Source organism: Sphingomonas sp. (genome assembly GCF_031361285.1).
Classification (GTDB): Bacteria; Pseudomonadota; Alphaproteobacteria; order Sphingomonadales; family Sphingomonadaceae; genus Sphingomicrobium.
Genome location: NZ_JANMCO010000015.1, coordinates 26,397 through 52,550, shown reverse-complemented (window position 1 = coordinate 52,550; position 26,154 = coordinate 26,397). Strand labels below are relative to the sequence as shown.

General features: G+C 64.5%; 31 protein-coding genes. 14 read left to right on the top strand and 17 right to left on the bottom strand.

Going from position 1 to position 26,154, the window contains the following annotated elements; translation table 11 throughout:
- Positions 1–4 precede the first annotated feature (4 nt).
- The 3 genes from pcaF (at position 5) to RMO25_RS01735 (ending at position 2,459) form a co-directional block, all read left to right on the top strand.
- Entirely contained in the window at positions 5–1,207 is a 1,203-nt protein-coding gene (gene pcaF, locus RMO25_RS01745; protein ID WP_309660878.1) for a 3-oxoadipyl-CoA thiolase, read from the top strand.
- Entirely contained in the window at positions 1,204–1,641 is a 438-nt protein-coding gene (paaD, locus tag RMO25_RS01740) for a 1,2-phenylacetyl-CoA epoxidase subunit PaaD (RefSeq protein ID WP_309660877.1), read from the top strand. Before pcaF ends, paaD begins: the two co-directional genes overlap by 4 nt.
- Positions 1,642–1,757: 116 nt before the next feature.
- The gene (locus tag RMO25_RS01735; RefSeq protein ID WP_309660876.1) at positions 1,758–2,459 is read left to right on the top strand and encodes a glutathione S-transferase family protein; all 702 of its coding nucleotides are present in this window, start codon (positions 1,758–1,760) and stop codon (positions 2,457–2,459) included.
- Between the two features lie 3 nt (positions 2,460–2,462).
- Here the strand turns inward: RMO25_RS01735 and dgoD are convergent, their stop codons facing one another.
- From dgoD to RMO25_RS01720, 3 genes are all read right to left on the bottom strand, one after another.
- Positions 2,463–3,605: a galactonate dehydratase gene (dgoD, locus tag RMO25_RS01730; protein WP_309660898.1), complete on the bottom strand. Its 1,143-nt coding sequence runs from the start codon at positions 3,603–3,605 to the stop codon at positions 2,463–2,465.
- A gap of 1 nt (position 3,606) precedes the next feature.
- Positions 3,607–4,869 carry a family 1 glycosylhydrolase gene (locus RMO25_RS01725; protein ID WP_309660875.1) on the bottom strand — a complete coding sequence of 421 codons (1,263 nt, stop codon included), beginning with the start codon at positions 4,867–4,869 and terminating at the stop codon, positions 3,607–3,609.
- Between the two features lie 66 nt (positions 4,870–4,935).
- A complete protein-coding gene (locus RMO25_RS01720) occupies positions 4,936–5,811 on the bottom strand; it encodes an SMP-30/gluconolactonase/LRE family protein (RefSeq protein ID WP_309660874.1) in 876 nt (291 codons plus the stop codon).
- Positions 5,812–5,897: 86 nt separating this feature from the next.
- Here RMO25_RS01720 and RMO25_RS01715 point away from each other — a divergent pair, with 86 nt between their 5' ends.
- The 4 genes from RMO25_RS01715 to RMO25_RS01700 are packed head-to-tail and all read left to right on the top strand — an operon-like array spanning position 5,898 to position 9,161.
- Positions 5,898–6,776, top strand: coding sequence for a 2-dehydro-3-deoxygalactonokinase (locus RMO25_RS01715; RefSeq protein WP_309660873.1), 879 nt, complete (start codon positions 5,898–5,900; stop codon positions 6,774–6,776).
- Complete coding sequence (locus RMO25_RS01710) at positions 6,773–7,402, top strand: 2-dehydro-3-deoxy-6-phosphogalactonate aldolase (protein WP_309660872.1); 630 nt, start codon at positions 6,773–6,775, stop codon at positions 7,400–7,402. Before RMO25_RS01715 ends, RMO25_RS01710 begins: the two co-directional genes overlap by 4 nt.
- Positions 7,402–8,331, top strand: coding sequence for a Gfo/Idh/MocA family oxidoreductase (locus RMO25_RS01705; RefSeq protein ID WP_309660871.1), 930 nt, complete (start codon positions 7,402–7,404; stop codon positions 8,329–8,331). The genes RMO25_RS01710 and RMO25_RS01705 overlap by 1 nt, the downstream gene beginning before the upstream one ends.
- Before the next feature lie 56 nt (positions 8,332–8,387).
- On the top strand, positions 8,388–9,161 hold the full coding sequence (locus RMO25_RS01700; protein WP_309660870.1) for a Crp/Fnr family transcriptional regulator: 774 nt from the start codon (positions 8,388–8,390) through the stop codon (positions 9,159–9,161).
- Here the strand turns inward: RMO25_RS01700 and RMO25_RS01695 are convergent, their stop codons facing one another.
- Positions 9,162–9,665 carry a type VI secretion system tube protein Hcp gene (locus RMO25_RS01695; RefSeq protein ID WP_309660869.1) on the bottom strand — a complete coding sequence of 168 codons (504 nt, stop codon included), beginning with the start codon at positions 9,663–9,665 and terminating at the stop codon, positions 9,162–9,164.
- A 35-nt stretch (positions 9,666–9,700) separates the two neighbouring features.
- A complete protein-coding gene (gene pyrC, locus RMO25_RS01690) occupies positions 9,701–10,729 on the bottom strand; it encodes a dihydroorotase (protein WP_309660897.1) in 1,029 nt (342 codons plus the stop codon).
- Between the two features lie 28 nt (positions 10,730–10,757).
- On the opposite strand from pyrC, the gene RMO25_RS01685 reads away from it, so the two are divergent.
- Positions 10,758–11,450 carry a folate-binding protein gene (locus tag RMO25_RS01685; protein ID WP_309660868.1) on the top strand — a complete coding sequence of 231 codons (693 nt, stop codon included), beginning with the start codon at positions 10,758–10,760 and terminating at the stop codon, positions 11,448–11,450.
- Here RMO25_RS01685 and RMO25_RS01680 read toward each other — a convergent pair.
- From RMO25_RS01680 to RMO25_RS01660, 5 genes are all read right to left on the bottom strand, one after another.
- A complete protein-coding gene (locus RMO25_RS01680) occupies positions 11,429–12,106 on the bottom strand; it encodes a cyclase family protein (protein WP_309660867.1) in 678 nt (225 codons plus the stop codon). The genes RMO25_RS01685 and RMO25_RS01680 overlap by 22 nt on opposite strands.
- Positions 12,061–12,333 (bottom strand): hypothetical protein, encoded by a 273-nt coding sequence (locus RMO25_RS01675; RefSeq protein ID WP_309660866.1) that lies wholly within the window; start codon positions 12,331–12,333, stop codon positions 12,061–12,063. Before RMO25_RS01675 ends, RMO25_RS01680 begins: the two co-directional genes overlap by 46 nt.
- Positions 12,330–12,686 (bottom strand): GFA family protein, encoded by a 357-nt coding sequence (locus RMO25_RS01670; RefSeq protein WP_309660865.1) that lies wholly within the window; start codon positions 12,684–12,686, stop codon positions 12,330–12,332. The genes RMO25_RS01675 and RMO25_RS01670 overlap by 4 nt, the downstream gene beginning before the upstream one ends.
- Positions 12,686–15,379, bottom strand: coding sequence for an aconitate hydratase AcnA (acnA, locus tag RMO25_RS01665; RefSeq protein ID WP_309660864.1), 2,694 nt, complete (start codon positions 15,377–15,379; stop codon positions 12,686–12,688). The genes RMO25_RS01670 and acnA overlap by 1 nt, the downstream gene beginning before the upstream one ends.
- Before the next feature lie 82 nt (positions 15,380–15,461).
- A complete protein-coding gene (locus RMO25_RS01660; protein ID WP_309660863.1) occupies positions 15,462–15,932 on the bottom strand; it encodes a low affinity iron permease family protein in 471 nt (156 codons plus the stop codon).
- An 85-nt stretch (positions 15,933–16,017) separates the two neighbouring features.
- Between RMO25_RS01660 and RMO25_RS01655 the strand changes: the two genes are divergently transcribed.
- Positions 16,018–16,269 carry a hypothetical protein gene (locus RMO25_RS01655; protein WP_309660862.1) on the top strand — a complete coding sequence of 84 codons (252 nt, stop codon included), beginning with the start codon at positions 16,018–16,020 and terminating at the stop codon, positions 16,267–16,269.
- Positions 16,270–16,276: 7 nt separating this feature from the next.
- On the opposite strand, the gene RMO25_RS01650 is transcribed toward RMO25_RS01655, so the two are convergent.
- Positions 16,277–17,254, bottom strand: coding sequence for a magnesium transporter CorA family protein (locus RMO25_RS01650; protein WP_309660861.1), 978 nt, complete (start codon positions 17,252–17,254; stop codon positions 16,277–16,279).
- 63 nt (positions 17,255–17,317) lie between these two features.
- Here RMO25_RS01650 and RMO25_RS01645 point away from each other — a divergent pair, with 63 nt between their 5' ends.
- The gene (locus tag RMO25_RS01645) at positions 17,318–17,878 is read left to right on the top strand and encodes a DUF2585 family protein (protein WP_309660860.1); all 561 of its coding nucleotides are present in this window, start codon (positions 17,318–17,320) and stop codon (positions 17,876–17,878) included.
- 77 nt (positions 17,879–17,955) lie between these two features.
- Entirely contained in the window at positions 17,956–18,462 is a 507-nt protein-coding gene (locus RMO25_RS01640; protein ID WP_309660859.1) for an acyloxyacyl hydrolase, read from the top strand.
- Positions 18,463–18,505: 43 nt separating this feature from the next.
- Here RMO25_RS01640 and RMO25_RS01635 read toward each other — a convergent pair whose 3' ends face one another.
- The 4 genes from RMO25_RS01635 to RMO25_RS01620 are packed head-to-tail and all read right to left on the bottom strand — an operon-like array spanning position 18,506 to position 21,373.
- The gene (locus RMO25_RS01635) at positions 18,506–18,907 is read right to left on the bottom strand and encodes a hypothetical protein (RefSeq protein ID WP_309660858.1); all 402 of its coding nucleotides are present in this window, start codon (positions 18,905–18,907) and stop codon (positions 18,506–18,508) included.
- Positions 18,907–19,440 carry a DUF4142 domain-containing protein gene (locus RMO25_RS01630; protein WP_309660857.1) on the bottom strand — a complete coding sequence of 178 codons (534 nt, stop codon included), beginning with the start codon at positions 19,438–19,440 and terminating at the stop codon, positions 18,907–18,909. Before RMO25_RS01630 ends, RMO25_RS01635 begins: the two co-directional genes overlap by 1 nt.
- An 11-nt stretch (positions 19,441–19,451) precedes the next feature.
- A complete protein-coding gene (gene fumC / locus RMO25_RS01625; RefSeq protein ID WP_309660856.1) occupies positions 19,452–20,843 on the bottom strand; it encodes a class II fumarate hydratase in 1,392 nt (463 codons plus the stop codon).
- On the bottom strand, positions 20,843–21,373 hold the full coding sequence (locus RMO25_RS01620; RefSeq protein WP_309660855.1) for a ClpXP protease specificity-enhancing factor SspB: 531 nt from the start codon (positions 21,371–21,373) through the stop codon (positions 20,843–20,845). The genes fumC and RMO25_RS01620 overlap by 1 nt, the downstream gene beginning before the upstream one ends.
- 118 nt (positions 21,374–21,491) lie before the next feature.
- Here RMO25_RS01620 and RMO25_RS01615 point away from each other — a divergent pair, with 118 nt between their 5' ends.
- The gene (locus tag RMO25_RS01615) at positions 21,492–21,869 is read left to right on the top strand and encodes a histidine triad nucleotide-binding protein (protein ID WP_309660854.1); all 378 of its coding nucleotides are present in this window, start codon (positions 21,492–21,494) and stop codon (positions 21,867–21,869) included.
- An 81-nt stretch (positions 21,870–21,950) separates the two neighbouring features.
- Positions 21,951–23,543: an amino acid permease gene (locus RMO25_RS01610; protein WP_309660853.1), complete on the top strand. Its 1,593-nt coding sequence runs from the start codon at positions 21,951–21,953 to the stop codon at positions 23,541–23,543.
- A gap of 50 nt (positions 23,544–23,593) precedes the next feature.
- Here the strand turns inward: RMO25_RS01610 and RMO25_RS01605 are convergent, their stop codons facing one another.
- Complete coding sequence (locus RMO25_RS01605; protein WP_309660852.1) at positions 23,594–24,589, bottom strand: adenosine kinase; 996 nt, start codon at positions 24,587–24,589, stop codon at positions 23,594–23,596.
- A gap of 111 nt (positions 24,590–24,700) precedes the next feature.
- On the opposite strand from RMO25_RS01605, the gene RMO25_RS01600 reads away from it, so the two are divergent.
- Positions 24,701–25,051, top strand: a complete 351-nt coding sequence (locus tag RMO25_RS01600) for a hypothetical protein (RefSeq protein ID WP_309660851.1) — start codon at positions 24,701–24,703, stop codon at positions 25,049–25,051.
- Here the strand turns inward: RMO25_RS01600 and queG are convergent.
- Positions 25,015–26,088 (bottom strand): tRNA epoxyqueuosine(34) reductase QueG, encoded by a 1,074-nt coding sequence (gene queG, locus RMO25_RS01595; protein WP_405051818.1) that lies wholly within the window; start codon positions 26,086–26,088, stop codon positions 25,015–25,017. The two genes, RMO25_RS01600 and queG, sit on opposite strands and share 37 nt — an antisense overlap.
- Between the last annotated feature and the right edge of the window lie 66 nt (positions 26,089–26,154).

Genomic DNA, 26,154 nt, shown 5'->3' with positions numbered 1-26,154 from the left:
CGGGATGACCGAAGCCTATATTTGCGACGCCATCCGAACGCCGATCGGTCGCTACGGCGGGGCGCTGGCGCACATCCGCGCCGACGACCTTGCCGCAATCCCGATCCGGGCGCTGATCGACCGCAATCCCAATGTCGATTGGGGCCAGCTCGACGACGTCATCCTCGGTTGCGCCAACCAGGCCGGCGAGGACAATCGCAATTTGGCGCGCATGGCGGGCCTGCTCGCCGGGCTGCCGGACAGTTCGGGCGGCGTGACCTTGAACCGCCTGTGCGGCTCGGGCCTGGACGCGGTGGCGATGGCGGCGCGCGCCATCCGTGGCGGCGACGCCGATCTGGTCATCGCCGGCGGTTCGGAAAGCATGAGCCGCGCGCCGTTCGTTCTGCCCAAGGCGAGCCATGCCTTCGACCGCCACGCCGAAATCTACGACACCACCATGGGCTGGCGCTTCGTCAATCCCAAGATGCGCGAAGCCTACGGCGACGACACCATGCCCTCGACCGCCGAGAATGTCGCTGACGAGTATAAGATCAGTCGCGATGACCAGGACGCGCTCGCGCTGCGCAGCCAGCAACGCACCGCCGCGGCGCAGGACAGCGGCCGCCTCGCCGCCGAGATCGTCGCCGTCGAAATCCCGCAGCGCAAGGGCGACCCAATCATCGTCGACCGCGACGAGCATCCGCGCGCCACAACCCTCGAAGCGCTGGCCAAGTTGAAACCGATCGTGCGCCAGGACGGCACTGTCACCGCCGGTAGTTCATCGGGCATCAACGACGGCGCCGCCGCGCTGATCATCGCCAGCGAGGAAGCGGCGAAACGCCACGGCCTGACTCCCCGCGCGCGTATCCTCGGCGCCGCGGTTGCCGGCGTGCCGCCGCGGATCATGGGCATCGGCCCGGCGCCCGCATCGGAGAAACTGCTCAAGCGGCTCGGACTGGCGATCGGCGACCTCGATGTGATCGAATTGAACGAGGCGTTCGCCGCCCAGGCGCTGGCCGTGTTGCGCAAACTCGGGCTCCCCGACGACACTGAGAACGTCAATCCCAACGGTGGTGCAATCGCGCTCGGCCATCCCTTGGGCATGTCCGGCGCCCGCCTCGCGCTGACCGCGACCGAGGAACTGCAACGGAGCCGCGGCCGCTATGCGCTCGCCACCATGTGCATCGGTGTCGGGCAGGGGATCGCGCTGGCGCTGGAGCGGGTGTGAACATCCCCACCATCCTGGCGGTGCTGGAAACCGTCATGGACCCGGAGATTCCGGTCGTTTCGGTGGTCGATCTCGGCATTATTCGCGACATTACCGACGACCGCGTTTGCATCACCCCGACGTACTCCGGCTGCCCGGCGACCGAGGTGATCGAACGCACGATCCGCGAAGCGCTCGACGCGGCCGGCTTCCGGAACGTGAAAATCGAAACCGCGCTGGCGCCGCCGTGGACCACCGACTGGATCACCGACCGGGGCAAGGCGGCCTTGCAGACCTATGGCATCGCGCCGCCGGAACTGACCAAAACCGCGACCTGCCCGCAATGCGGTTCGTCCGATACAGAAGAGATCAGCCGCTTCGGTTCAACTCCGTGCAAGGCGCAATGGCGCTGCAAGGCCTGCCTGGAACCGTTCGACCGCTTTAAGTGCCATTGAACCGCCGTCAGTGGTAATCTCGCGACGGCGACTCGCAGGCGGTTGGACGACCGCGATCTCTTCGGCGTGACCGGTTAGTCTTCCGTGCGGGCGCTGGATGTAGAGGAGACAATCCGATGGCGACGACGATTGAGCCGGGTCCGACGCGCACTGAAAACGCCGCTCCCGAACTTGTCCGGGTTTTCGATAGCTTTGGAATGAACCCGCGGACGCTGCGTTTCTTTCTGCTCGAGAAGGGAATCGATGTCGAGCGGCGGGAACTTGACATACTTGCTGCTGAGAACCGTGAGCCGCCATTCCTGGACCTGAACCCGGCCGGCCAGACGCCCGCCATGGAGCTGAGCGACGGAACGATCGTCGCGGAGGTCCCGGCGATCTGTGAATATTTCGAGGAGTTGAAGCCGGAGCCGGCTTTGATCGGGCGCACCCCCGAAGAGCGAGCGGTCACACGAATGTGGTGGCGACGAGCTGAGCTCAACATCTGCCTGCCGATGGTCCAGGGCTTCTACTTCGCCGAAGGGCTGGAGCTATTCCGAACGAGGACGCGCTGCCTTCCCGACGCGGCCGAGGGCCTGAAGGATCGAGCACGCGACGCGATGTGCTGGATTGATGGGCTCATCGATGGCGAGTGGCTCGCCGGCGACAGGTTCACGGTCGCCGATATCTGCCTTTATTGCTACATTGATCAGCTCTGCGTGGCGGGGCAGCCAATCCCCGACGGCTGCGGCAATCTCAAGGCCTGGTATGACCGCGTCGGGCAGCGCCCTGCTGCGGAGCGGAGCATTTGGAAAGAACGGCCGATGGGAATGAGGGGCTAACCCTTACCATTCGGCGAAGCTGCCGTCGGGCAGCCGCCACACCGGGTTGCGCCAGCGGTGGCGGTCCTTGTCCGCCGCGCGCACCGCGGCCTCGTCGATGGTGATGCCGAGTCCCGGCTTCTCGGGGATTGGCAGATAGCCGTCGACCGGGGTCAGCACATCCTTGTCGACGACGAAGTTCAAAAGATCGTGCCCGCCAGTGTTGTAGTGGATGCCCAGGCTGATCTCCTGGATCGCGACATTGGGCGTGCAGGCGGCAAGTTGCAGGCACGACGCCAGCGCCAGCGGCCCCAGCGGGCAATGCGGCGCCACCGCGACGTCATAGGCTTCGGCCATTGCCGCGATCTTGCGGCATTCGAGGATGCCGCCGGCGTGGCTCAAATCGGGCTGGATAATGTCGACCACGCCCGCCTCGAAGAACGGCTTGAAGTCCCAGCGCGAATACAGGCGCTCGCCGAGCGCGATCGGCGTGCTGACCAGGTCGGCAATCTGCCGCAGCCCTTCGGGATTGTCGGACAGCAAAGGCTCCTCGATGAACAACAGGCCCAGCGGCTCGAGCACCTTGGCCAATTGCTTGGCCATCGGCCGGTGCACCCGGCCGTGGAAGTCGAGCCCGACGTCCATCCCGGCGTCTTGTGCCGCCTCGACCCGCTTGACGACCTCGTCGAACAGCTTCGGCGTGCCGATCCAGTCGAGTTCGGCGGTGGCGTTCATCTTCACCGCCGAGAAGCCCTGGTCGCGCCGACCCTTGGCCGCTTCGGCGATCTCGTGCGGCCGGTCGCCGCCGATCCACGCATAAGCGCGGATGGTGTCGCGGACGCGGCCGCCGAGCATCTCCCACGCCGGCAGCCCCAGCGCCTTGCCCTTCAAATCCCACAGCGCCTGTTCCAACCCGGCGAGCGCCGACATCAGCACCGGTCCGCCGCGATAGAAGCCGCCGCGATAGGCAACTTGCCAAATGTCCTCGATCCGCCGCGGATCATGGCCGATGAAGCGGTCGCGCAAGGCCTCAAAGGCGCCGTCGACCGCCTCAGCATGGCCCTCGAGGCTGGCCTCGCCCCAGCCGACCGCGCCGTCATCGCTCTCGACGCGCACGAACAGCCAGCGGGGCGGGACGGTGAAGGTCTCGATGCGGCCGATTTTCATGTCAATCACCGGTCATCGTGGTTTGGTCGATATCGCGGCCGGCGGCGTCGTGCTCGTCGTGCTCGCTCAATTTCTTGATCGGCACGATCAGGCACACGCTCTGCGCCGGCAGTACGTTGCGCCAGTCGGCGATCAATTGCTTGTAAGCCTTGCCGACATTGCGGATCTTGCGGTTGGTGTCGAACAGCCCGAGCGGATTAATATTGCCGTTCTGCTCGCGCAGCGCGGTGTCCCAGTCAATCTGGTCGATCAGGCTGTACCAGGTGAAGCCGACGGTCGGGATGCCAACGTTGCGCAGCCGCAGCACATTGGCCCATTCTTTCCACAACCACTTAACCGCCTCGTCGCCGTGCGGACCTTCCCACACATTGGTTTCGGTGTGCATCACCGGCAGGCGATAGCGATTATAATATTGGCGCGTGATCTCGCAATAACCGAACACTTCACCAGCCGCGACCGTGTGGCCATCGGCGAACACGCGATGCTCGTTGAGCATGTAATAATCCGTGCCGAGAATGCAGTGCTGTTTGAGCCGATGTTCGAGGAACCAGTGATATTCCTCGCGGGTCATGCCGTTGTCGGTCAGGAATTCGTACATCCCGCTGTCGAGCCGGCGGCCGTAATTGAGGTCCAGTGACAGGAACCGCATCTGGTTCAAAACTTCGGCGCGGCCGATCGCGCCCGGGCTGTCGGCGTGATAATATTCGGACGATTCACTCTGGATGAAGATCGCGTCGTGGCGATGCTTCAAAATCTCGATCATGGCCAAGACATTGGCTTTGACGATGTGCTTGATCGCGGTGACGAATGAGCGATCGTCCTGCTTCTGCTCGTTCCACCAGCCGTATTTGGCCGAGAACACCGCGCAGATGAACATCTCGTTGATCGGCGTGTAGAGCTGCACCCATGGGAAGCGCTCGGCGAACGCGCCGCAGTAAGTCGCAAACAGTTGCGGAAAATCGGGGTTCTGGAAATTGCCGATCCAGTCGGGCACGCCGAAGTGGCACAAGTCGACGATCGGCGTGATCTCCCGCCGTCTTAAATCGGCGAAGGTGGCGTCGGCGAACGCCCAGTCATATGTGTTGGGGCCCAAATAGGTGCGATGCAGCGGCGGGCCATAGCGCAAGAAATTGATCCCAACCTCCTGCACGCAATCGAAGTCTTCACGCCACCGCTCGTAGTGGCCGGCCGACTCCATCTGGTCGATCCGCGTCTTGCCGTTGTTGATTGTCGGGATGCTGTTCTCGATCCCGGTCGCGAACATGAAATTGGCGATGGTTCAATCTCCTCGCGCCGCTGCCCAGCCTTGACCCGTTGCCCGGCAGCCGCGTCAGCCGGCAAAGGGCAATTCGGGCAAGCCCGCAACCCCCGGCAAAGTCATAAACAAACATCCGGCCAGTGGTTGCACCGCGCGCGCCGTTGCGTCGAGACCGATCCTAGCCGACGTGATGTACAGCCGGTCGAGGTCGGGTCCGCCAAAGGCGCAGCTGGTCGGACGCGTCACCGGAACCTGGATGGTGGCGAGGCACTCCCCCGCCGGTGAATAGCGCCGCACGCAACCGCCGTCCCAAAAGGCAATCCACAGGCAGGCTTCGGCATCGACGGTCATTCCATCGGGATAACCCTCGTCGGCGCCATAAGTGGCAAAGACTCGACGATTGGTCGCCGCGCCGTCGCCGCCGAGATCAAAGGCGTAGGTGACCTTCCGGGCGGAATCATTGTGGTACATGACATCGCCAACCGGGCTGAAGGCGGGGCCGTTGGTGACCCGGTAGCCCTCGTCGATGCGGGCGATGCTGAGGTCGGGATCGACCCGATACAGGGACCCGGCGGCGACCTTTTCGGTGTCGTCCATGCTACCCGCCCAGAAGCGGCCGTGGCGGTCGACCTTGCCGTCGTTGAACCGATTGTCGGGCAGAGCGGTCTCGGGATTGTCGACGATCTCGAACCGCCCCGAGGCCAGGTCGACGATGCCAATCCCGTGGTCGGTGCCGGCGATGAAGCCGCCGCCGGCGCGCGGGACCAGCGATCCAACGCGAAACGGCGTCTCCCATTGCTCGACCTGGCCACGCTCATCCCGACGGAAGATCTTCCGGCCCTTGATGTCGACCCAGTAGAGCGCGGCTTCCCTGGCGACCCACACCGGCCCTTCGCCAAGCAAAGCGTGGACGTCGGCGACGCACTGGACGTTCGTACTTGCCTGCATTGTCGTTGCGATAGCCTTGCCGCCACAAAAGAAAAGCTTGGGACCCAAGTCGCGCTGACGGGAATTTAGGTCCAATGAACCGACGCATGCGCTGGCCAGAAGGTTTCATTGCCGTCGATTGGGGCACGACCAACCGCCGCGCCTATCGGCTCGATGGTCAGGGCCGCTGCGTCGACGAGTTCGAAGATGCGCGCGGCGTATTGTCGGTCCCGGCCGGCGCCTTTCCCGCCGCCGTGGCCGAGATTCGCGCTCGCCTTGGCGACGGGCCGATGCTGCTGGCCGGGATGATCGGCTCCAACCGCGGCTGGATCGAAGTGCCTTATGTCGCCTGCCCGGCTGGCCTCGACGAACTCGCCCAGGGCCTCGCCTGGGCTGACGACCGGACGGGGATTATCCCCGGCGTTCGCGACGATCAGCGCGCCGACGTCATGCGCGGCGAAGAGGTGCAAGTACTCGGTGCGGCGTCGGCGGGCACGATCCCGGCGGATGGCCGGGTCTGCCATCCCGGAACGCACAACAAGTGGGTCGACATCGCGGGCGGGCGCATCGTGTCTTTCCGCACCGTGATGACCGGCGAGCTGTTCAGCCTGCTCAAGGACCATAGTATATTGTCGGATTTGCTCGGCTCGCCGGTCGCGCCTGGCGACGCCTTCGACGCTGGCGTTCGCCACGGGCTCGCCTGCGACGATCTTCAGGCCAACCTGTTCTCGGTCCGCGCCCGGGTGCTGCTCGGCCAGGCCCGGCGCGAGGATGCTGCCTCCTACACCAGCGGCCTGCTGATCGGCGGCGACGTTCGCATCGGTCTGCCATCGACGCTGGCCGCGCGGGTGTTTGTCTTGGGCCGGCCCGAACTGACCCGCCTCTACGCTGCCGCCCTGACAGTTGCCGGCCATGACCCGGTCGAGCTCGACGGCGAGCAATGCTTCCTCGCCGGTATCCAACACATCGCGGAGCGCATCGCATGACCCCGACCGAAGATTTCCGCCAATATCTCGACGCCTGCCCGCTGATCGGCATCCTGCGCGGTGTCACCCCTGATGAGGCCGAGGCGATTGGCGCCGCGATCTTCGACGCCGGCATCCGCATCATCGAAGTGCCGTTGAATTCGCCCGATCCGTTCAAAAGCATCCAGCGGCTGGCCGACAGTCTTGGCGATCGGGCGCTGGTCGGCGCCGGCACCGTGCTGGAGGTCGGCCAGGTCGCCGAAGTGAAAGCGGCCGGCGGGCGCCTGATCGTTTCGCCCAACACCGATGCGACCATCATCCACGCCAGCGTCGCGGCGGGCCTGATTTCCAGCCCCGGCTTTTTCACGCCGTCCGAGGCCTTCACCGCGATTCACGCCGGTGCTCACACGCTCAAGCTGTTCCCGGCGGAAGCCGCCACACCCGCCGTCATCAAGGCGCAGCGGGCCGTCCTGCCGCGACACATCCCGCTGGTCGTCGTCGGCGGCATTCGGGCCGACAATATGCTGCCTTGGCTGGAGGCCGGAGCGGACGGCTGCGGGCTTGGCTCCGGCCTGTACAGTCCCGGCCAATCGCCGGCGGTTACGGCCGAAAAAGCCCGCGCCTTCGTCGCCGGGCTCGGTTGCTGATGCCCCCGCTCAAGATCGCCATCATCGGTTTCGGCAAGATCGCCGCGGATCAGCATTTGCCGGCGATCGCGGCCAATGAGCGCTTCGAGCTGGTCGCGACGTCGAGCCGGTCGGGCGCGGGTCCGTCACCGGCCTTCACCAACTGGCAGGATCTGCTCAACCAGACGCAGAGGCTGGAGGCCGTCGCCATCACCACGCCGCCCGGCCCGCGCTACGCCATCGCCCACGCTTGCATCGAGGCTGGAATGCACTGCCTGCTGGAGAAGCCACCGACCGGCACGCTCGGCGAGATTGAGGACCTCGCGGCCCTCGCCGCCGCCCGCAAAGTGACGCTGTTCACCTCGTGGCACGCGCAGCACAACCCCGCGGTCACCGCCGCCGCCGCCGCGCTCGCCGGCAAGCGCATCGCCGCGATGGACATCGTCTGGCACGAGGATGTGCGCAAATGGCACCCGGGTCAGCGCTGGATCTGGGAGGCCGGCGGGTTCGGCGTGTTCGACCCCGGCATCAACGCTTTCTCGATCGCCACCCGGATTTTCCCCGGCGCCTTGCTGGTCGGCAAGGCCAATCTCTCTTTCCCCGAGGGCGCGCAGACGCCCATCGCCGCCGAGGTTGATTTCGCCAGCCCTGCCGCCGACGGGCCGTTGCACTGCAGCCTCGACTGGCGCCGCGGCGACGGTGAGGAATGGACCATCGCGGTTCGCACCGCCGACGGGCTTGAGGTCCGGCTCGAAAACGGCGGCTCGCGCTTGCTCATCGACGGGCAGGAACAAGCGGCGCCAGGTCCGGGAGAATATCCCGACATCTACCGCGAATTTGTCGAGCTGATCGACGCGGGCCGCAGCCACGTCGATGTCGCGCCGCTGCGCCTCGTCGCCGATTGCCTGCTGGTCGGCACCCGACATACGGTCGCGGCGGCACCGGCGTAACTCCCCCATCCTGTTACGGATCGGGAACAATCACTGATGCGAGACTTTTGTGCCGCATGACCCTGACAGCAACGGACGATTTGGAGCGGACCGACGAGGCGTTTGCGCGCAATCGGTTATTGGCGACCTTTTCACCCGAAACCCGCGCCTTGCTCGAGCCCTTTTCGTCCGTCGTCGATTTTGAGCTCGGCTCGGTCGTCCACGGCAGCGGCGACAGCGTCATCAACAGCTATTTTCCGTTCGGACCGACGATGGTATCGCTCCGGATCGAACTCAGCGATGGCCGGACCATCGAAGTCGCGTCGATCGGCCACGAAGGCGCGGTTGGCGGCATCGTCAGCTGCGGCCACGCCCCCGCCTTCGCCCAGGCCGAAGTCATGGTGCCGGGCCCGGCACTGCGCATTCCGATGCCGATGCTCGAGCAAGTGAAGGCGGGCTCCGGCCATATCCGCAACCTGTTCTGCCGCTTTTCGGATTATCTGCTGTCGCAAGTCATGCAATCGGTCGCCTGCAATGCCTTTCACTCGATCGAGGCGCGGGCGGCGCGCTGGCTGCTGACCGCCCAGGATCGCGCCGGCAGCCGCATCGAGCTGACGCAGGAAGCGCTGGCGGGATTGCTCGGGGCGCAGCGGACCACCGTCAATGCGGTGGCCCGGACGCTGCAGGATGAAGGCCTGATCGCCAGCCGCCGGGGCATGATCCAGGTGGTCGACCGCGGCGGTCTCGAACGGCGGGCGTGCGAATGTTACGCCGCGATCGAAAGCCATTTCAGCGGCATTATCGGCACCAGCGGCAGCGGCGCAGCAGACTGCAATGCCGACTGCGACTGATTAATTATTCTGGATATTCGACCGGGTCTTGGTCGCCTTGGCAGCCGCGGCAGCAGCGCATAATTCCTCCGAATTGGCCAGAGCGATGGGGTGCCAGCTGTCCTCCGCCATGGTCTTGGCGCGGGCGCCCGTGCCTTCCATTTTCTTGATGTCGTAGCTGGCCTTCATCGCCATCAATTGCGGTGTCGCCGCGCCCCATTCCTTCACAATCGTGAACGGCTTGTGCATCCGCCTGCCGCTCGCCTGGCCGGTGGCGATGTCGCGCGGGCCGGTAAGTTGATATTGCGCGGTGTGCATCACCCCGGCGGTGCATTCCATGCGGATTACGACGTCGTCGGCCAGGCCATCACCGTCCAGATCGCCGCTGCTGCGCGCCTTGATGTACATCGGCCCGCCGGGGTCGAGGCCGACCGCCTTGAATGTCATGTAATAATCAGCGCTGGCCGCCATCGTTGTGCTCGCCAAGACCAACAAGCCGCTCGCGATCATCGATATTTTCCGCATCGCCCGTCTCCCCGATAGAGAGGTAGAGAATGCGCTCAAACGCCTTCGTCCGCAACCATCCGCCAGCCCAGGGTCTCGCCGGCGTGGAACGGGACGATGCCGTCGATCTCCGTCGGTACTTGTGACGCCGCGCGCGCCAGCGTGACCGTTCCCTCGTTTAGCGGCAGCCCATAGAAGCGTGCGCCATGCTCCGACGCGAACGCTTCGAAATGCTCGAGCGCGCCCTCCTCCTCGAACACCGTGGCATAGCTTTCGAGCGCGAACGGGGCGTTGAAAATGCCGGCGCAACCGCAGCTCGACTCCTTGGCTTCGCGGCTGTGCGGGGCGCTGTCGGTGCCGAGGAAGAATTTGGCCGAACCCGAGGTTGCCACCTGGCGCACGGCGATACGGTGCTGCTCGCGCTTGGCCACCGGCAGGCAATAAGCGTGCGGTCGCAAGCCGCCGGCGAACAAGGCGTTGCGGTTGAGGTGGAGATGCTGCGGCGTGATCGTCGCCGCCACATTCGGCCCGCTGTCGCGCACGAAGTCGGCCGCGTCTTGGGTCGTGATATGCTCGAAGACGATCTTCAGCGCGGGGAACTCGCGGGTCAGCGGCGCCAGCACGCGGTCGATGAACACCGCCTCGCGGTCGAACACGTCCACCTCTGGGTCCGTCACTTCGCCGTGGACGGACAGCACCATCCCGATCCGCTCCATGCGCGCGAGAGTAGGGTGGATGAGGCGAATGTCGGTCACGCCGCTGGCGCTGTTAGTGGTCGCGCCCGCTGGGTAGAGCTTGGCCGCGATCCACACGTTCTGCTCGAACCCCCGCGCAATCTCGTCCGGGTTAGCGGCATCGGTCAGATAGCAGGTCATCAGCGGCGTGAAGCCGTCGCCCGTCGCCGCGACGATCCGCTCTCGATACGCCTGCGCCGTTTTGACGCTGGTCACTGGCGGGTCGAGATTGGGCATCACGATCGCCCGCGCGAATTGCCGCGCCGTATAAGGCGCCACCACCTTCAGCATCGCGCCATCGCGCAAATGCACGTGCCAATCGTCGGGCCGGCGGATGGTCAGCGTTTGCATTGCCACGCCGGCTCCCTAACTGAAGGCCATGCGCCCGACCACCCTTGCCGACCGCGCCGTCCTCCGCCTGTCTGGCGAAGGCGTCCGCGAATTCCTCCAGGGGCTGGTTACCAGCGATGTCGCGGGTGACCTCCCGGTCTGGGCCGGCCTGCTGACGCCGCAGGGCAAATGCCTGTTCGACTTCCTCGTCTGGGCGGATGGCGAGGACCTGCTCCTCGATTGCGAAGCCGACGCCGCCGACGATCTCATCAAACGCCTGGCAATCTACCGCCTGCGCCGCGCGATCACGATTGAGCGCGATCCCTCGCTCGCGGTCCATTGGTCGCCCGACGGCGCCGACGACCCGCGGCTTCCCGCGCTCGGCAAGCGCTGGCTCGGTCCGCCGTCGGAGCCTGCCGCGGGTTGGCGCGAGTATCGCCTCCGCCTCGGCGTTTGCGAAGGCCGCGCCGAGCTTGGCGACATCCTGTGGCTCGAATGCAATGCGGCCGAATTGAATGGCGTCAGTTTCGCCAAGGGCTGCTTCGTCGGCCAGGAGAACACCGCGAGGATGAACTGGCGCGCCAAGGTCAACCGCCGCCTGCTCGTGGTCGAGACCACGCAAACCGGCCCGCGCACCCGCATCGCTTATCCTGAGCTCGGCCTCGCCGTCGAACATCGCCGCGCCGACGACCTCGATGGCGCGATCATCCCGGCCTGGCTTCAGGCGTCAATCACCGCATAGGCCCGCACCGGAAAGGTGCCCATTCCCTTGACCTTGGGCGGCACCGCGGCGAAGCGAAAGCCGCTGTCGGGCAGCGCCCCCAATTGGGTCATATGCTCGCAAATCGGAATTCCCGCGCCAAGCAGGATGGTGTGGACCGGTCGGGCGCGAACATTGGTATCGTCGATATTGTGGCTGTCGATGCCAACCAAAGCAGCGCCGTTCGCGACCAGCCACTCAGCCGCCGCCGCCGTCAGGAACGGGCTATTGGCCAGATAGGCGTCGGTGCGCCAGTGGCGGTCCCAGCCGGTCGCGACCAGCACCGCCTTGCCGCGAACCTCGAGCCCGGCGAACGCCTCGGCATCGACGGCCAGGCTGGCTTCAAACGGCTGGCGGACGACAATTCCGGCCAAATTGGCAAGCGATTCGAGCGCCAGTTCGCTCAAATCCTGGCCCTCGGCGTAACGGTGGAACGGGCTGTCGAGATAGGTGCCGGTGTTGGCGACCATGTCGATCCGGCCGATCTGGAAGCTCGACCCGTCGTCGTAATTGGCGGCCGACGCCTCACGCTCCCAGAAATCGCAAATATGCGGGCCGGGCAGGCCCTTGTAGGTCGTCATGCCCTCTTCGATCACATGGCTGAGGTCGACGAGCCTTTCCTTGCCCATATGCGCCATAATGCCACTCCCCCGATCAACATCCAGATCACATTCAATACCGCCGACGGCAGCGCACCGTGCCACCAGCCGTTGACGATGAACCCCGCCGCCCCGACGATATTCATCCCCTGATAGAGCGGCGATTGGCCAGTCACCCGGCCCATCGACAGCAACAGATAAGCAAGCAAGATCAGGGTTGCACCGACCCAGCCAGCGGTTTCAACCGCGAGCTCGACGAGGCTCATTCGTCCCAGCTCGCGCCGTCGACCTCGCGCACCTCAATCCCGTCGAGCAGCGCCGGATCGATCAGCCGCGCATTGATGCCCATGCGCTCATGGGGCGGGGGCGTCAGCGGCTCCCAATGGGTCGGCGTGCCACAGGTCTTGCACCGCAGGATTTGCAAATAGGTTTGCTTGAGGTCGCTCCGCACATAGCTGTCGAACTCACCATCGATCGCGAGCTCGTCGGAGGCGAAGTAGACGCCCTGGAAACCACTCGCGGTGCACAGGCTGCAATTGCAGTGATTGACGTAATCGGGCGCGCGCGGCAGCCGGATCGTTGCCCGCCCGCAGTGACAGGCCGCGACCAGCTCGGCCATCAGGCGGCCAGCCGTCGCAGCACATATTGCAGGATGCCGCCGGCGTGAAAATATTCGAGCTCATTATAGGTGTCGATGCGGCACCGCGCGGTGAAGCTGCGGGTGGACCCGTCGGCCTCGGTGACCATCACTTCGACGTCCTGGCGTGGCTCGATCGCGCCGACGCCGGTGATGCTGAACGTCTCGCTGCCGTCGAGGCCGAGGCTGGCAGCCGTCTCGCCGTCGTGGAATTGCAGCGGCAGCACGCCCATGCCGACCAGGTTCGAGCGGTGGATGCGCTCGAAGCTCTCGGTGATCACCGCCCGCACGCCCAGCAGCAATGTCCCCTTGGCCGCCCAGTCGCGCGAGCTGCCGGTGCCATATTCCTTGCCGGCGATGACGACGAGCGGGGTGCCGTCGGCGATGTAGCGCATCGCCGCGTCGTAGATTGGGAGCGTCTCGGCGCTTTTGTCCCCACCCGCCCCGACGTAGCGGGTGAAGCCGCCTTCAACATTGTCGAGCATGCGATTCTTGATGCGGATGTTGGCGAAGGTGCCGCGCATCATCACCTGATGGTTGCCGCGCCGCGCGCCATAGCTGTTGAACTCGGCCCGCGGGACGCCTTGCTCGATGAGATATTTGCCCGCCGGGCTGTCGAGCTTGATCGCTCCGGCCGGCGAAATGTGGTCGGTGGTGATCGAATCGCCGAACACAGCGAGGGCGCGGGCGTTGGCGATATCGCCCGGCGGCACCGCCGTCATGGTCATGCCGGTGAAGTAAGGTGGGTTCTGGATGTAGGTCGATTGCGCCGGCCAGCCATAGGTTTCGCCGCCGCTGACCTCGATTCCGCGCCAGCGATCGTCGCCGGTATAGACGTCGCCATAGCGCGACTTGAACATGCTCGAATGGAGGTGCTGGTCGATGAGGCTGCGCACTTCGGCGTTGGTCGGCCAGATGTCTTTCAGGAACACCGGCTCGCCATTGGTGGCGATGCCGATCGGCTCGCCGGCGAGGTCGGACCGCACCGTGCCCTTCAACGCATAAGCGACCACCAGCGGCGGCGAGGCGAGATAATTGGCGCGGCAGTCGGGCGACACCCGGCCCTCGAAATTGCGGTTGCCCGACAGCACGCTGACGGCGACCAAATCATGGTCGGCGATGGCCTTCGAAATCGGCTCGGCAAGCGGTCCCGAATTGCCGATGCAGGTGGTGCAGCCATAACCGACGAGGTCGAATCCCAAGGCGTTCAAATCCTCGCTCAGCCCGCTCGCATCGAGATAATCGCTGACCACCTTGCTGCCCGGCGCGAGGCTGGTCTTGACCCACGGTTTGCTGGTCAGCCCCTTGGCCCGAGCCTTGCGCGCGACCAAGCCGGCGGCGACCAGCACCGACGGGTTCGATGTGTTGGTACAGCTGGTGATGGCGGCGATGACGACGTCGCCGTTGCCCAGATCATAAGCTTCGCCCTCGACCGCGACGCGGTGATCATTGTGCTTCTTGTATGTACTTTCGAGTTCGGCGTTGAACTGGTCGTCGACGTCGCCCAGCAGCACCCGGTCCTGCGGCCGCCGCGGCCCCGCCAGCGATGGCTCGATGCTGGTCATGTCGAGGTCGAGCGTGTCGGTGAACACCGGCTCGAGCGACGCCTCGTCGCGCCACAGGCCCTGCGCCTGGCAATAAGCGCGCACCAGCGCGATCCGCTCCGCGTCGCGCCCGGTCAGCTCGAGATATTCGAGCGTCCGCTCGTCGATCGGGAAGAAGCCGCAAGTCGCGCCATATTCCGGGGCCATGTTGGCGATGGTTGCGCGATCGGCGAGGCTCAATGAGCCGAGACCTGGGCCATAAAATTCCACGAACCGTCCGACGACGCCCTTGGCGCGCAGCATTTGCGTGACCGTCAGCACCAGATCGGTGGCGGTGATCCCTTCCTTGAGTTCTCCCGCCAAACGAAAGCCGACCACTTCGGGGATCAACATGCTGACCGGCTGGCCGAGCATCGCCGCTTCGGCCTCGATCCCGCCGACGCCCCAGCCGAGCACGCCGAGGCCATTGACCATGGTCGTGTGGCTGTCGGTGCCGACCAACGTGTCGGGATAAGCCAGCGTCGCGCCCGACTGGTCGTCGGACGTCCACACGCATTGCGCGACATATTCCAGATTGACCTGGTGGCAGATGCCGGTGCCCGGCGGGACGACCTGGAAATTGTCGAACGCGGTCGCGCCCCACTTCAAGAATTCATAGCGCTCGCCGTTGCGGGCATATTCGAGCTCGACGTTGCGGCCGAACGATTGCGGGGTGCCGAATTCGTCGACCATGACGCTATGGTCGATAACCAGATGCACCGGCACCAGCGGGTTGATCTTCTGCGCGTCGCCGCCAAGGCTTTTCATCGCGTCGCGCATCGCGGCGAGGTCGACCACCGCCGGGACGCCGGTGAAATCCTGCATCAGCACTCGCGCCGGCCGGTACTGGATCTCGCGGGCGATCCGCCGCTCTTGCTGCCAGTCGACCATCGCCTGGAGATCGTCGCGGGTGACGGTGATGCCGTCCTCGAAGCGCAGGAGGTTTTCGAGCAGGACCTTCATCGAAAAGGGCAGGCGGGCAATATCGCCCAGCGCCGCGGCCGCTTTGGGCAGCGAATAATACGCGTAATCCTTCGATCCGACGGTCAGCGTGGAACGGGTGTTGAGACTATCCTGGCCGGTCGGGATCATTCGGCGTCCTTGATGCTGGGGTGGGCGGCAGCCCGTCTGCCAGCGCCTTTAGCAAGCCCCCGCGCGCATCGCCATGGCCAAGCTAGGTCGGCTGTTCACCGACTTCATCGATCGCGCGCTTGGCGGCGTCGCGGTCTTCGGCATCGCCACCTTCGGGTCCGGCATCGTCAATTGCTTGCTTGGCGTCTTCCTTCAGCTGCTCGATTTCCTCTTCGTCGAGCTCCTCGATCCCGACCATCTCGTTGCGCGCGCCTTTCATGGCAATCACCAGCTCGTCGATCTTTGCATGCATCGCAACGTCGCGCCGACGGTCGTCGGCTTCACGCTCATTCTGCCGGTTGAGCACCATCTGGGTCAAAGTGATGGCGAGGATCGACAGCACCGCGGTCAGGACGTTGGTGTTGAAGCCGAGCGCGAACCACAGCCCGCAGACGGCGATGACCCCGACCTGGGCGAGCGGGTTGGCGGCAATGTCCGACACCACCGTCGATATCTGGCAACCGAGCCGCTCAAAGGCGCTTTTTTCCTTAATTTTTGATCGAGTGTCAGTCATTGTCAGCGCTGAACGGCCCGTAGGCCATTCCGGTTGCGCCCAATGGAACAAGCGTTGCGCCCGGACGACTGATGGCGACTCCTAAATGGCATCATTTCGCGCTACTAAATCCGCCATGGCCCACGACCGCGAATATTTCCGCCGCCGCGCTGCCGAGGTGCGTTCCGCCCCTTGCCGCACCGATGACGAAGGTGTTGAAGTCGCCGGCCATCTCGCGCTTGCGTATGCGGCGCTGGCCCGTCGTCGCGGCTTGCCGCCCAAGGTCGATGCAGCCGATGCGGTCGATGCCATCGCGGTTTCCCCAGCTGATGCCGTCCCGTTGATGCTTCAGGAATAGCCGCCAGCTAGATCCAGCCTCGCCGACGGAAATACAATAAGGGAAGCACTGCGCTCCCCAGCATCAACGCCAGCGCCCAGGTGTAGCCGTGCAGCCATTTCAATTCGGGCATGTAGTCGAAATTCATGCCGTAAATGCCAGCCACGAGCGTCGGCGGCAGGAACACCAGCGCCGCCCAGGAAAACAGCTTCATCGCCGCATTCTGCTCGACACTGATCAGGCCAAGCGACGCGTCGAGCAGGAATGTCAAATTGTCGCCGAGGAAGCTCGAATGGTCGATCAGCGAGCTGACATCGGTGCTCATGCTGGAGAGATGGTTGCGCGACGCGGCATTTGCCTCGTCATGCAACCGGCTTGATCCTGACAAAAAGCTCAACAGCCGGTTGGTGCTGACCGCCGAATAGCGGATCTTCGCCAGCAACGTCTGAGCGCGGCCAATCCGCGTCAGCAGAGCGGTTAGCCTGGCCGCCGGAATCCGCCGCGAATCCGCCTCCTTGTGGAAGATCTGGTTGGAGATCAATTCGATCTCGCTGCCCAGAGCCTCGAGCTCGTCCGCCAGGCGATCGATGATCGCGTCGAGCAGCCGCACCAGCACGGTGGTGGCATCGCGCGCCAGCTCGGGCTCGCGGCGGACATGGTCGGCAAAGGCGAGGAGCGGCTTGGGCGTCGCGTAGCGGACCGTGACCAGTCGCTCGCCGGTCAGCACGAAGCCGATTGGCGTCGTCGTAGGCCGGCCTTCAACCACCCCGCGCAGCGCACTTAGCGTCATGAACAGCGCGCCGTTGCGCTCGAACAGCCGGCTCGAAGGCTCGATTTCGGCCATTTCCGCCTCGGTCGGGACATTTTGACCGATCGCTTGCTCGACGACCTTCTCTTCTTCGCGAGTCGGTTCTTCAAGGTCGATCCACGTCGCGCCCGGCGGAATACCGCCAAGGCTCGGGTCGAGAATGCTCCCGTCGCAATCGGGTCCGAAGGTGCGCAACATCGCTGCTGTGTCGGTCGATCCGCAGCGCTTTGCAAGCCGCGTGGCTCTGCTAAGCCAGTAGCCATGACCGTCCGTTCGCGCGCTACCCTTGCAACATTCGTCATCATCGTCGCGACCGCCCTGATATTGTTGGCCATGGGCCGGCCGCCGATTTGCACCTGCGGGACGATCGCGCTGTGGGAACCGAGCGCGCTCAGCCCCAGGACCAGCCAGATGCTCGCCGACTGGTACAGTCCAAGCCATCTCGTCCACGGCTTCCTGTTCTACGCGTTTCTTTGGTGGGTCGCGCGCCAGTGGCCGGTCGAACGCCGGTTCCTTATTGCGCTGTTTGTCGAGACGGCGTGGGAAATCACCGAGAACACGCCGCTGATCATCGACCGTTATCGCGAAGCGACGACGGCCGTTGGCTACACCGGCGACAGCGTCATCAACTCGCTGTCCGACATTATGATGATGGGGTTGGGCTTTCTCGCCGCCCGCCGCCTGCCGCTATGGGTGGCGATCGCGATTGTGCTGGTCCTCGAACTGGTGCCGTTGTTTGTCATCCGCGACAATCTGACCTTGAACGTGTGGATGTTGCTTGCTCCGAACGACGCGATCCGCGTTTGGCAGTCCGGCGGCTGACAGCAAGCGGCACCAATGGGCATGCCAAACATTATAGCCCCGAACGATCCGGAGAATGCCTTGTGACGCGTAGTATAATGATCTTTGGCGGCCTGTGCCTCGCCGCGATGACTGCTCCGGCGCAGGCCGGCGAACTGTTCGGCGGGGTTTACATCCACGACATCAAGTCGCCGCTGTCGAGGAGCAACATCGAAGATGGCGCTGACGTCCAGCTGGGTTGGCGCGGTGACCAGATCGGCTCGACCCCGCTCCAGCCTTATGTTTTCGGAGCGCTCAATACGGCGGGAGCGACGAGTTATGCAGCGGTCGGCATCGCGGCAAAATTCGGCAAGCGATTCTACGTCCGCCCCGGGGTCGGCATCGCCATCCACAATGGCTCGACCGAGAACTTTCAGGATCCAAGCAACGACAAGATCGATTTCGGCAGCCGCATATTGTTCGAGCCCGAACTCGGCATCGGCGCCGAGGTCAGCAACCGGGTCAGCATCGAAGCGAGCTGGGTCCACATGAGCCACGCCCAATTGTTCGGCCGCCAGAACCCCGGCATCGACAATGTCGGCATGCGGCTGAACTTCAAATTATGATCGGTGGTCCAGCGCGCCGACGCTAAAGGGCAGGGCGCCGCGACTAAAGGCAGCGGGTCAGCTGGGCAGGGGCGCCGCGATCGAGACTGAATGGACCCATCGCCGTGCCGTCTTCAAGTACCACGCCAAGCGTGATGTGGCCCTTGTCGATCTTGCCGGCGTAATTCGCCCGGACGCTGGTGAAAATCTGCCCGACACGGATCGGTCCGCCCTGTCCGGGCCGGTGGGTTCCGGCGGCGGCAAAGCTGCCGTCGGGGGCCGGGATGACTGGCGTGTCGATGGTCCCCGAAGCGCAATCATACTCGACCGTACCCAGCCCGCCTTCCAGTACCAGGCCGATGTGCGGCCCGCCCCATTGGCCGCTGGCATTGGTTGGCGTCAGGGCCAGCGAAGCACAGGCCGAAAGCCCGGCGGCAGCGGCGATCAAAGCGAGCCACCGGCGCATTACATCCGCCTCAACACGTCGAGATGCCGGCGTTCGATCGGCGCGGCGTTTCTGGCGACGGTGCGCAAGGTCGGACTCTCGCCGCGGGCCGCAAAATCGCCGTGCAGCTTCAGGGCCGCCTGGTGAACGGCAGTCTGCTGGCGGCGGTACGTCGCATCGAAATCGCCGCTGGCCGACAGTTCGTCGAACATCGCCTGGTGCGCGGGCAGCAGCGCCGCCGCGGGCAGCAGGTTGAGCCGCCGCCCGGCAAACGACAATTGCGCCGACGTCCCATTGTGGTCGGCGATCATGGCCCGGGCGAGATCGCGGGTACCGGGCGATGCCGCGCGCGTCTGAGCCAGTTCGGACGACCGAATGACAAACAGGTCGATCGACGAAGCGGCGGCCATGTAATCGGCGGGGAATAGCGGCCGGATGACAATTGGCGGCCGCCCATAATTTCCGCTTGCCCGTTCGCGCGGCGCCTCGCTCGAAGCGCAGCCGGCAAGTGCCAGAAAGCCCAGTCCAGTGAGCGCGATTGGTGCAAGGCGCATGGCGTTTTCCTTCACTTGCCGACCATTTTTTCGGGCCGGACCACCCGATCGAAGGTCGCTTCGTCAACCAGGCCCAGCTCGAGCCCCGCCTCCTTGAGCGTCTGCCCGGTCTTGTGCGCATGCTTGGCGATGGCGGCGGCATTGTCATAGCCGATTTCGGTCGCCAGCGCCGTGACCAGCATCAGCGACCGGCTCATCAGCTCGGCAATGCGCGCTTCGTCGGCCTCGAGCCCGTCCAGCGCCCGCAAGGTGAAGCTGTCCATGGCAATGGCCAGCAGGTTGATCGAGCGGATGATGTTGGCCCCGATCAGCGGCTTGAACACGTTGAGTTCCAGATGCCCCTGCAGCCCGCCAATCGTCACGGCGACATGATTGCCCATCACCTGGGCGGCGACCATGGTCATCATTTCGGCCTGGGTCGGGTTGACCTTGCCGGGCATGATCGAGCTGCCCGGCTCGTTCTCCGGCAGCCGCAATTCGCCAAGCCCGGATCGCGGGCCCGAACCGAGCAATCTTATGTCGTTGGCAATCTTGGTCAGCGAAACAGCTAACGTATTGAGAACACCAGATAATTCTACCATCTGGTCATGCGCCGCCATCTCCGCGAATTTGTTCGGCGCGGTGACGAACGGCAGCCTGGTCAGGTTGGCGATTTCCTTGGCAAAGTCGGCGCCAAAGCCCTTCGGCGCGTTGAGCCCGGTACCGACCGCCGTGCCCCCCTGGGCCAACCGATACAGCCGCGGCAAGACCCCGTCGATGCGTTCGATATTGTCGCCCATCTGGGCCGCGTAGCCGGAGAATTCCTGCCCCAGCGTCAGCGGCGTCGCATCCTGCAAATGGGTGCGGCCGATCTTGACGATGCCGTTCCAGCGCGTCGCCAGCTCGGCCAGTTTGGCGTGCATGGCCCTGATCGCCGGCAACAGCTTCATGTGAATCGCGCGGGCGGCCGCAACGTGCATCGCCGTCGGGAAGCTGTCGTTCGACGACTGGCTTTTGTTGACATGGTCGTTGGGGTGGACCGGCGCCTTGCCGCCGCGCTTGCCGGTCAGCATTTCGTTGGCGCGCCCGGCGATGACCTCGTTGGCGTTCATGTTCGACTGGGTGCCGGACCCGGTCTGCCAGATGACCAAGGGGAACTGGTCGTCGAGATCGCCGCGCGCGACTTCCTCGGCCGCTTGCTGGATAGCTTCGGCGATTTGCGGCTCGAGCAGCCCGAGCCTGGCGTTGACCCGCGCCGCGGCCTGTTTGACGAAGCCCAAAGCGTGGACGACCTCCAGCGGCATTTGCTCGTTCGAACCGAACGGGAAATTCTCGATCGAGCGCTCGGTCTGCGCCCCCCAATAGCTGTCCGCCGGCACCTCGATCGGCCCGAAGCTGTCGGTCTCGGTGCGGGGGTCGGCCATCACTTCTTGCGCGTGAAGTCGACGGACACGACGTTCGAACCGTCATCGGCAACCTCGCCAGCGGCGACTTTCTTGCTGGCTTTGCCCGTCTTTTTGCCAGTCTCGCCCTGGGGGCTGTCGTTTTCGGGCGCTTCGGGTTCCTCGACCAAATCGTCTGCGGCATTGGCCTGGAAGGTCAGCGAGAATTCGACCGCGGGATCGTGAAACTGGGTGACCGCCGCGAACGGCACCCGGAGCGTCGACGGGACGCCGCCGAACGACAGGCCGACGCTAAACCCCTGGTCCTCGACTTTGAGGTCCCAGAAGCGGTGTTGGATGACGATCGTCATTTCTTCGGGAAAGCGTTCGATCAGATGTTTGGGGATGGAAACGCCGGGCAGGCGAGTCTTGAAGGTGATGTAGAAATGGTGGCCGCCGGGCAGCACGCCGGTCAACTCGACCTCGCCAAGCACGCGCCCGACGACATCGCGCAACGCCTCCTGGACGATTTCGTCGTACGGTATCAGACTTTCTGGCGGTTCCTCGCTCATCGCTTGAAGGTGGTAACGAGGCGGCGTTGAGGGTCAAGCGCGTTGCGCGCCTATCAGTCGCAGCGCACCCCGCACAATTGTTCTTGACGCACCGCGCCCCGGCGCGACACTCAACGGCATGCCGATCGACGCCAGCCTGCCTTATGACGATGGCAACATCTTCGCGAAAATCCTGCGCGGCGAGCTGCCGTGCACCAAAGTCTATGAAGACGAGCACGCGCTCGCCTTCCACGACATCAACCCGCTGGCACCGGTCCATATTCTGGTGATTCCCAAGGGGCCGTACGTCTCGTGGGACGATTTTGCGGCGCGGGCGTCAGACGCCGAGATCGCCGGCTTCGTCCGCGCCGTCGGCCATGTCGCGCGCGATGCCGAAATGGTCGTCCAGGGCTATCGCCTGCTGTCCAACGTCGGCAAGCGCGGCGGCCAGGAAGTGCCCCACCTCCACGTCCATATCTTTGGCGGTCAGCCATTGGGACCGATGCTGGCGCGCTAGTTCGGACCGGTAGGGGATTGCCCTCCCCGTTTGAGGCGCTAGGCTCGGCCAAAATCACCAAGGCTCAAGGGGACTTTGACTATGGCCACCGCAGCACCGAAGCGGAGTTTTCTGGCTCGGATAGGGCTGCGCAAGAGCGTCGCCCAGATCCAGGAAGAAACCCGGACCAGCGAATTGAAGCGCACTTTGGGCCCGTGGAATTTGGTCTTCCTCGGCATCGGCTGCATCATCGGCGCCGGCATCTTTGTCCGCACCGGCAACGCCGCGGCGCTCCATGCCGGCCCGGCCGTGCTGATCTCTTACGCCATCGCGGGGATCATCTGCGCCTTTGCCGGCCTGTGCTACGCCGAGCTGGCGTCGACCCTGCCGGTTTCCGGGTCCGCCTACACCTATAGCTACGCGACGATCGGCGAGTTCGCCGCCTGGGTAATGGGCGCTCTGCTATTGCTCGAATATGGCCTTGCCGCATCGGTCGTCGCGGTCGGATGGTCCGGCTATGTGGTCAGCCTGCTCGGCGATTTCGGCATGCAAATTCCATCCTATTTGACCGGGCCAACCGGCCACCATTTGCAGAAGGACGGCGTCGATGTGCTCGTCAACGGCGCGCCGATTACCTATCTGTTCAATCTGCCGGCGTTCCTGGTCTGCTCCGCGCTTGCCATCCTGCTCGTCATCGGCGTTTCGGAATCGGCCAAGTTCAACAATGCGATCGTCGCCGTCAAGGTTACCGTGCTGGTTGCCTTCATCCTCGTTGGCGGCTTCATCATCCTCAAGAATTTGCCGACCTACACGCCAAATTGGGATCCGTTCATCCCGCCCCCGACCGGCGTCAAGGGCGAGTTCGGCTGGAGCGGAATCCTCCGCGCCGCATCGATCGTATTCTTCGCCTATATCGGGTTCGAAGCGGTCTCGACCGCCGGGCAGGAAGCGAAGAACCCAGCCAAGGATATGCCATTCGGGATCATCGGCAGCCTCGTCGCCTGCACCGTGATTTACATCCTGGTGTCGATCGTAATGACGCTGATCGTTCCCTACCAGTCGTTGAACGTGCCCGATCCAGTCGCAGTCGCGGTCGATGCCTTCGGCCCGCAATGGGCGTGGTTCGCCAAGACCATCAAGGCGGGTGCGATCATCGGCCTGACTTCGGTCATTCTGGTTCTGATGTATGGCCAGACGCGGATTTTTTACACCATGGCCCGCGACGGCCTGTTGCCGAAATTCTTCGCCAAGGTGCACCCCAAATTCCGGACGCCATGGATTAACACTTTGGTCGTCGGACTCGCCGTTGCGTCGGCCGCCGGCTTCTTCGACATCAACTTCCTCGGTGACGCGACCTCGGTCGGCACGCTCGCAGCCTTTGGCATCGTCTGCTTTACCGTGATCTGGCTGCGTCGTACCCATCCGGATATCCCGCGCGGCTACCGCGTGCCTTTCTATCCGGTACTCCCGGCACTCGGGATCGTCAGTTGCTTTGCCTTGATCTTCACGGTCGAGAATAAAGTGCTGATCTTCTTCGCCTGGTACATTGTCGCCGCGATCGTGCTCTACTTCGTCTACGGCATGCACAATTCGGAGCTCGCCAAGGGCCATCACGTGGTATCCGATGGCGAGCCGCCTTTGTTCCCGGAGGATGCGGAGCTGGATGCGGACGGCAAGCCGGTCGTCCGGCCTTAGTCTGGCGCTAATCGAGATTGAGGGCGGTCCAGCGATGGGCCGCCCTTTTTCTATGCGAGCAGATCGCCTGCAAGAGCCTTGAGGTCGCGTTCCGGCCGCGCGCCATAATGCTGGATGACCTCGGCGGCGGCGATTGCGCCCAGCTTTAACGACGTCTCGAGCCCCAGCCCGCGCGCTTCGCCGACCAGGAACCCGGCGGCGAACAGGTCGCCGGCGCCGGTGGTGTCGACCAGCCGCTCGATCGGCGCCGCCGCAACCTCGACCCGCTCGCCGCCGTGCATTGCCAGCGCCCCATGCTCGCTGCGAGTGACGACCAGGGTCGCAACCTTGGGAGCAACGGCGGCCAGGGCGGCATCGAGGTGCGGAACGCCGGCGAGCGCCAGGATTTCGGCCTCATTGGCGAACAAGATGTCGATCCGGCCGTCGTCGATCAGCACGTTGAAACCGTCGCGGTGGCGGGCGATGCAGAAAGTGTCGGACAAAGTGAAAGCGATTTTGCGGCTGGCGTTGCGGGCGACTTCGATCGCCCGGATCATCGCATAGCGCGGCGTTTCCGGGTCCCACAAATAGCCTTCGAGATAGAGGAGGGCGGCGTCGACGATCTGCGCCTCGTCGAGCGCGGTCGCCGGCAAATGCTGCGCGGCGCCGAGGAACGTATTCATGGTCCGGTGCCCGTCGGGCGTCACCAGCACCATCGAGCGCGCGGTCGGCACGCCAAAATCGGCCGGCGGCGTGGTGAACTCGACCCCTGCGGCCCGCAAGTCGTGGATGTAAAACTCGCCGAGCTGGTCGGGCGCCACCTGGCCGATGAAGCCGGCCCGGCCGCCAAAGGCAGCCACTCCGGCGGCGGTGTTCCCCGCCGACCCGCCGCTGACTTCGCGGGCCGGGGCCATGTGCGCGTACAGCCGTTCGGCTTCCTCGGCGTCGATCAGCCGCATCGACCCCTTGGTCAGCCCCTCGGCGGCAAGGAACGCATCGTCGGCGTCGGCAATCACGTCGACGATGGCATTGCCGATCGCCAGCACGTCGAGGCGGTGTGAAGGCATAGATACTCCGCTGCTTAAAGAGTGTCGTCATTGCGAGGAGCAGAGCGACGAAGCAATCCAGAATGCGATGGCTGGATTGCTTCGCTGCGCTCGCAATGACTAAGGAGAGACATGCGCCGCATTCTCCTCTTGTCCAGCTTGTTGGTCGCCGGTTGCGAAACCGTCCCCGATCAGCCGCAGACGCAGCCAACGCCGGTTACGGTGTCGCCGCACATCCGCAGCAACCTTCTCGGGCTGAGCGTCAGCGAGCTGGTGCAACGCCTCGGCACTCCGGCGCTTCAGATTCGCGAGGGACAGGGTCTCAAGCTCCAGTTCCGCGCCACGAGCTGCATTCTCGACGCCTATTTATACCCCCCGGTCAGTGGCCAGGGCGCCGACCGGGTGACGCACGTCGACGCTCGGCTCCGCTCAGGCGCGAATACCGATCAGAGGCGCTGTGTTGCCGCGCTTGAGGGCGCCTGAGCCAATTGCTCCATCGCCCACTGCGCGGCTTCGGCGACAATTGGATCGGGATCGGCGAGATGCGGACGAACCTTATCCACCAATCCGGGGTCGCCGCTATTGCCCGCGGCGATCAGGCAATTGCGGACCATGCGCTTGACGCCGATGCGCTTGATCGCCGAGCCCGCGAACATTGCCCGAAAGCCCGCATCGTCGAGCGCCAATAAATCGCCCAACCGTGGCGCGGCCAGTTCGGCGCGTGGCAGGAACGCCTGATTGGCCGCTGCCTGCCCGGCAAAACGATTCCACGGGCACACCGCCAGACAATCGTCGCAGCCGTAGATGCGGTTGCCGATCGCCTTACGATATTCGGTCGGGATTGGCCCGTCGTGCTCAATGGTCAGATAGGAAATGCAACGCCGCGCATCGATCCGGCGGGCGCCGTCGAACGCTTGCGTCGGGCAGACGTCGAGGCAGCGCGTGCAGCTCCCGCAATGATCGGTCTCCGGCGAGTCCGGCTCAAGCTCGAGACTGGTCAGGATGAGCCCGAGGAACAGCCAGCTGCCATGTGTCCGGCTGACGAGGTTGGTGTGTTTGCCCTGCCAGCCGATACCGGCGGCGGCGCTCAGCGGCTTCTCCATCACCGGCGCCGTGTCGACGAACACCTTGAGCTCGGAGGGTGCCCGGTCGACGATGAACCGCGCCAACGCCTTCAGGCCCTTCTTCACCGTCTTGTGATAATCGCCGCCCTGAGCGTAGACCGAGACGCGCCCCAGTCCAGGTTCCTCGGCGAGTGCCAGCGGATTGCTGGCCGGGGCGTAGCTCATGGCGAGCGCGATCACCGAACGGGCCTCGGGCCACAGAGCGGTCGGCGAAACCCGCTGGTCGGCCCGCTCCGCCATCCAGCCCATGGTCCCGTGATGTCCGGCGGCGAGCCAGCGCTTGAGCTCGGCCCCCGCGTCCGGCGCAGCATCGGCGCGCGCAAAACCGCAGCTGACGAAACCCAGTCGTGCCGCTTCGTCGCGGATTGCTTCCTTCAGGCTTGCGCTATTGGTCACGCCCCCCAATAACCCGCTCACCCTAAGCTTGTCGAAGGGTTGCCCTTGAGTTTCAGAGGAACATCA

Excerpts from the sequence above, each read along its gene's own strand:
- pcaF (WP_309660878.1), top strand. The coding sequence starts at position 5 with ATGACCGAAGCCTATATTTGCGACGCCATCCGAACGCCGATCGGTCGC.
- RMO25_RS01735 (WP_309660876.1), top strand. The coding sequence starts at position 1,758 with ATGGCGACGACGATTGAGCCGGGTCCGACGCGCACTGAAAACGCCGCT.
- dgoD (WP_309660898.1), bottom strand. The coding sequence starts at position 3,605 with ATGAAAATCGGCCGCATCGAGACCTTCACCGTCCCGCCCCGCTGGCTG.
- RMO25_RS01725 (WP_309660875.1), bottom strand. The coding sequence starts at position 4,869 with ATGTTCGCGACCGGGATCGAGAACAGCATCCCGACAATCAACAACGGC.
- RMO25_RS01720 (WP_309660874.1), bottom strand. The coding sequence starts at position 5,811 with ATGCAGGCAAGTACGAACGTCCAGTGCGTCGCCGACGTCCACGCTTTG.
- RMO25_RS01715 (WP_309660873.1), top strand. The coding sequence starts at position 5,898 with ATGCGCTGGCCAGAAGGTTTCATTGCCGTCGATTGGGGCACGACCAAC.
- RMO25_RS01710 (WP_309660872.1), top strand. The coding sequence starts at position 6,773 with ATGACCCCGACCGAAGATTTCCGCCAATATCTCGACGCCTGCCCGCTG.
- RMO25_RS01705 (WP_309660871.1), top strand. The coding sequence starts at position 7,402 with ATGCCCCCGCTCAAGATCGCCATCATCGGTTTCGGCAAGATCGCCGCG.
- RMO25_RS01700 (WP_309660870.1), top strand. The coding sequence starts at position 8,388 with ATGACCCTGACAGCAACGGACGATTTGGAGCGGACCGACGAGGCGTTT.
- RMO25_RS01695 (WP_309660869.1), bottom strand. The coding sequence starts at position 9,665 with ATGCGGAAAATATCGATGATCGCGAGCGGCTTGTTGGTCTTGGCGAGC.
- pyrC (WP_309660897.1), bottom strand. The coding sequence starts at position 10,729 with ATGCAAACGCTGACCATCCGCCGGCCCGACGATTGGCACGTGCATTTG.
- RMO25_RS01685 (WP_309660868.1), top strand. The coding sequence starts at position 10,758 with ATGCGCCCGACCACCCTTGCCGACCGCGCCGTCCTCCGCCTGTCTGGC.
- RMO25_RS01680 (WP_309660867.1), bottom strand. The coding sequence starts at position 12,106 with ATGGCGCATATGGGCAAGGAAAGGCTCGTCGACCTCAGCCATGTGATC.
- RMO25_RS01675 (WP_309660866.1), bottom strand. The coding sequence starts at position 12,333 with ATGAGCCTCGTCGAGCTCGCGGTTGAAACCGCTGGCTGGGTCGGTGCA.
- RMO25_RS01670 (WP_309660865.1), bottom strand. The coding sequence starts at position 12,686 with ATGGCCGAGCTGGTCGCGGCCTGTCACTGCGGGCGGGCAACGATCCGG.
- acnA (WP_309660864.1), bottom strand. The coding sequence starts at position 15,379 with ATGATCCCGACCGGCCAGGATAGTCTCAACACCCGTTCCACGCTGACC.
- RMO25_RS01660 (WP_309660863.1), bottom strand. The coding sequence starts at position 15,932 with ATGACTGACACTCGATCAAAAATTAAGGAAAAAAGCGCCTTTGAGCGG.
- RMO25_RS01655 (WP_309660862.1), top strand. The coding sequence starts at position 16,018 with ATGGCATCATTTCGCGCTACTAAATCCGCCATGGCCCACGACCGCGAA.
- RMO25_RS01650 (WP_309660861.1), bottom strand. The coding sequence starts at position 17,254 with ATGTTGCGCACCTTCGGACCCGATTGCGACGGGAGCATTCTCGACCCG.
- RMO25_RS01645 (WP_309660860.1), top strand. The coding sequence starts at position 17,318 with ATGACCGTCCGTTCGCGCGCTACCCTTGCAACATTCGTCATCATCGTC.
- RMO25_RS01640 (WP_309660859.1), top strand. The coding sequence starts at position 17,956 with ATGATCTTTGGCGGCCTGTGCCTCGCCGCGATGACTGCTCCGGCGCAG.
- RMO25_RS01635 (WP_309660858.1), bottom strand. The coding sequence starts at position 18,907 with ATGCGCCGGTGGCTCGCTTTGATCGCCGCTGCCGCCGGGCTTTCGGCC.
- RMO25_RS01630 (WP_309660857.1), bottom strand. The coding sequence starts at position 19,440 with ATGCGCCTTGCACCAATCGCGCTCACTGGACTGGGCTTTCTGGCACTT.
- fumC (WP_309660856.1), bottom strand. The coding sequence starts at position 20,843 with ATGGCCGACCCCCGCACCGAGACCGACAGCTTCGGGCCGATCGAGGTG.
- RMO25_RS01620 (WP_309660855.1), bottom strand. The coding sequence starts at position 21,373 with ATGAGCGAGGAACCGCCAGAAAGTCTGATACCGTACGACGAAATCGTC.
- RMO25_RS01615 (WP_309660854.1), top strand. The coding sequence starts at position 21,492 with ATGCCGATCGACGCCAGCCTGCCTTATGACGATGGCAACATCTTCGCG.
- RMO25_RS01610 (WP_309660853.1), top strand. The coding sequence starts at position 21,951 with ATGGCCACCGCAGCACCGAAGCGGAGTTTTCTGGCTCGGATAGGGCTG.
- RMO25_RS01605 (WP_309660852.1), bottom strand. The coding sequence starts at position 24,589 with ATGCCTTCACACCGCCTCGACGTGCTGGCGATCGGCAATGCCATCGTC.
- RMO25_RS01600 (WP_309660851.1), top strand. The coding sequence starts at position 24,701 with ATGCGCCGCATTCTCCTCTTGTCCAGCTTGTTGGTCGCCGGTTGCGAA.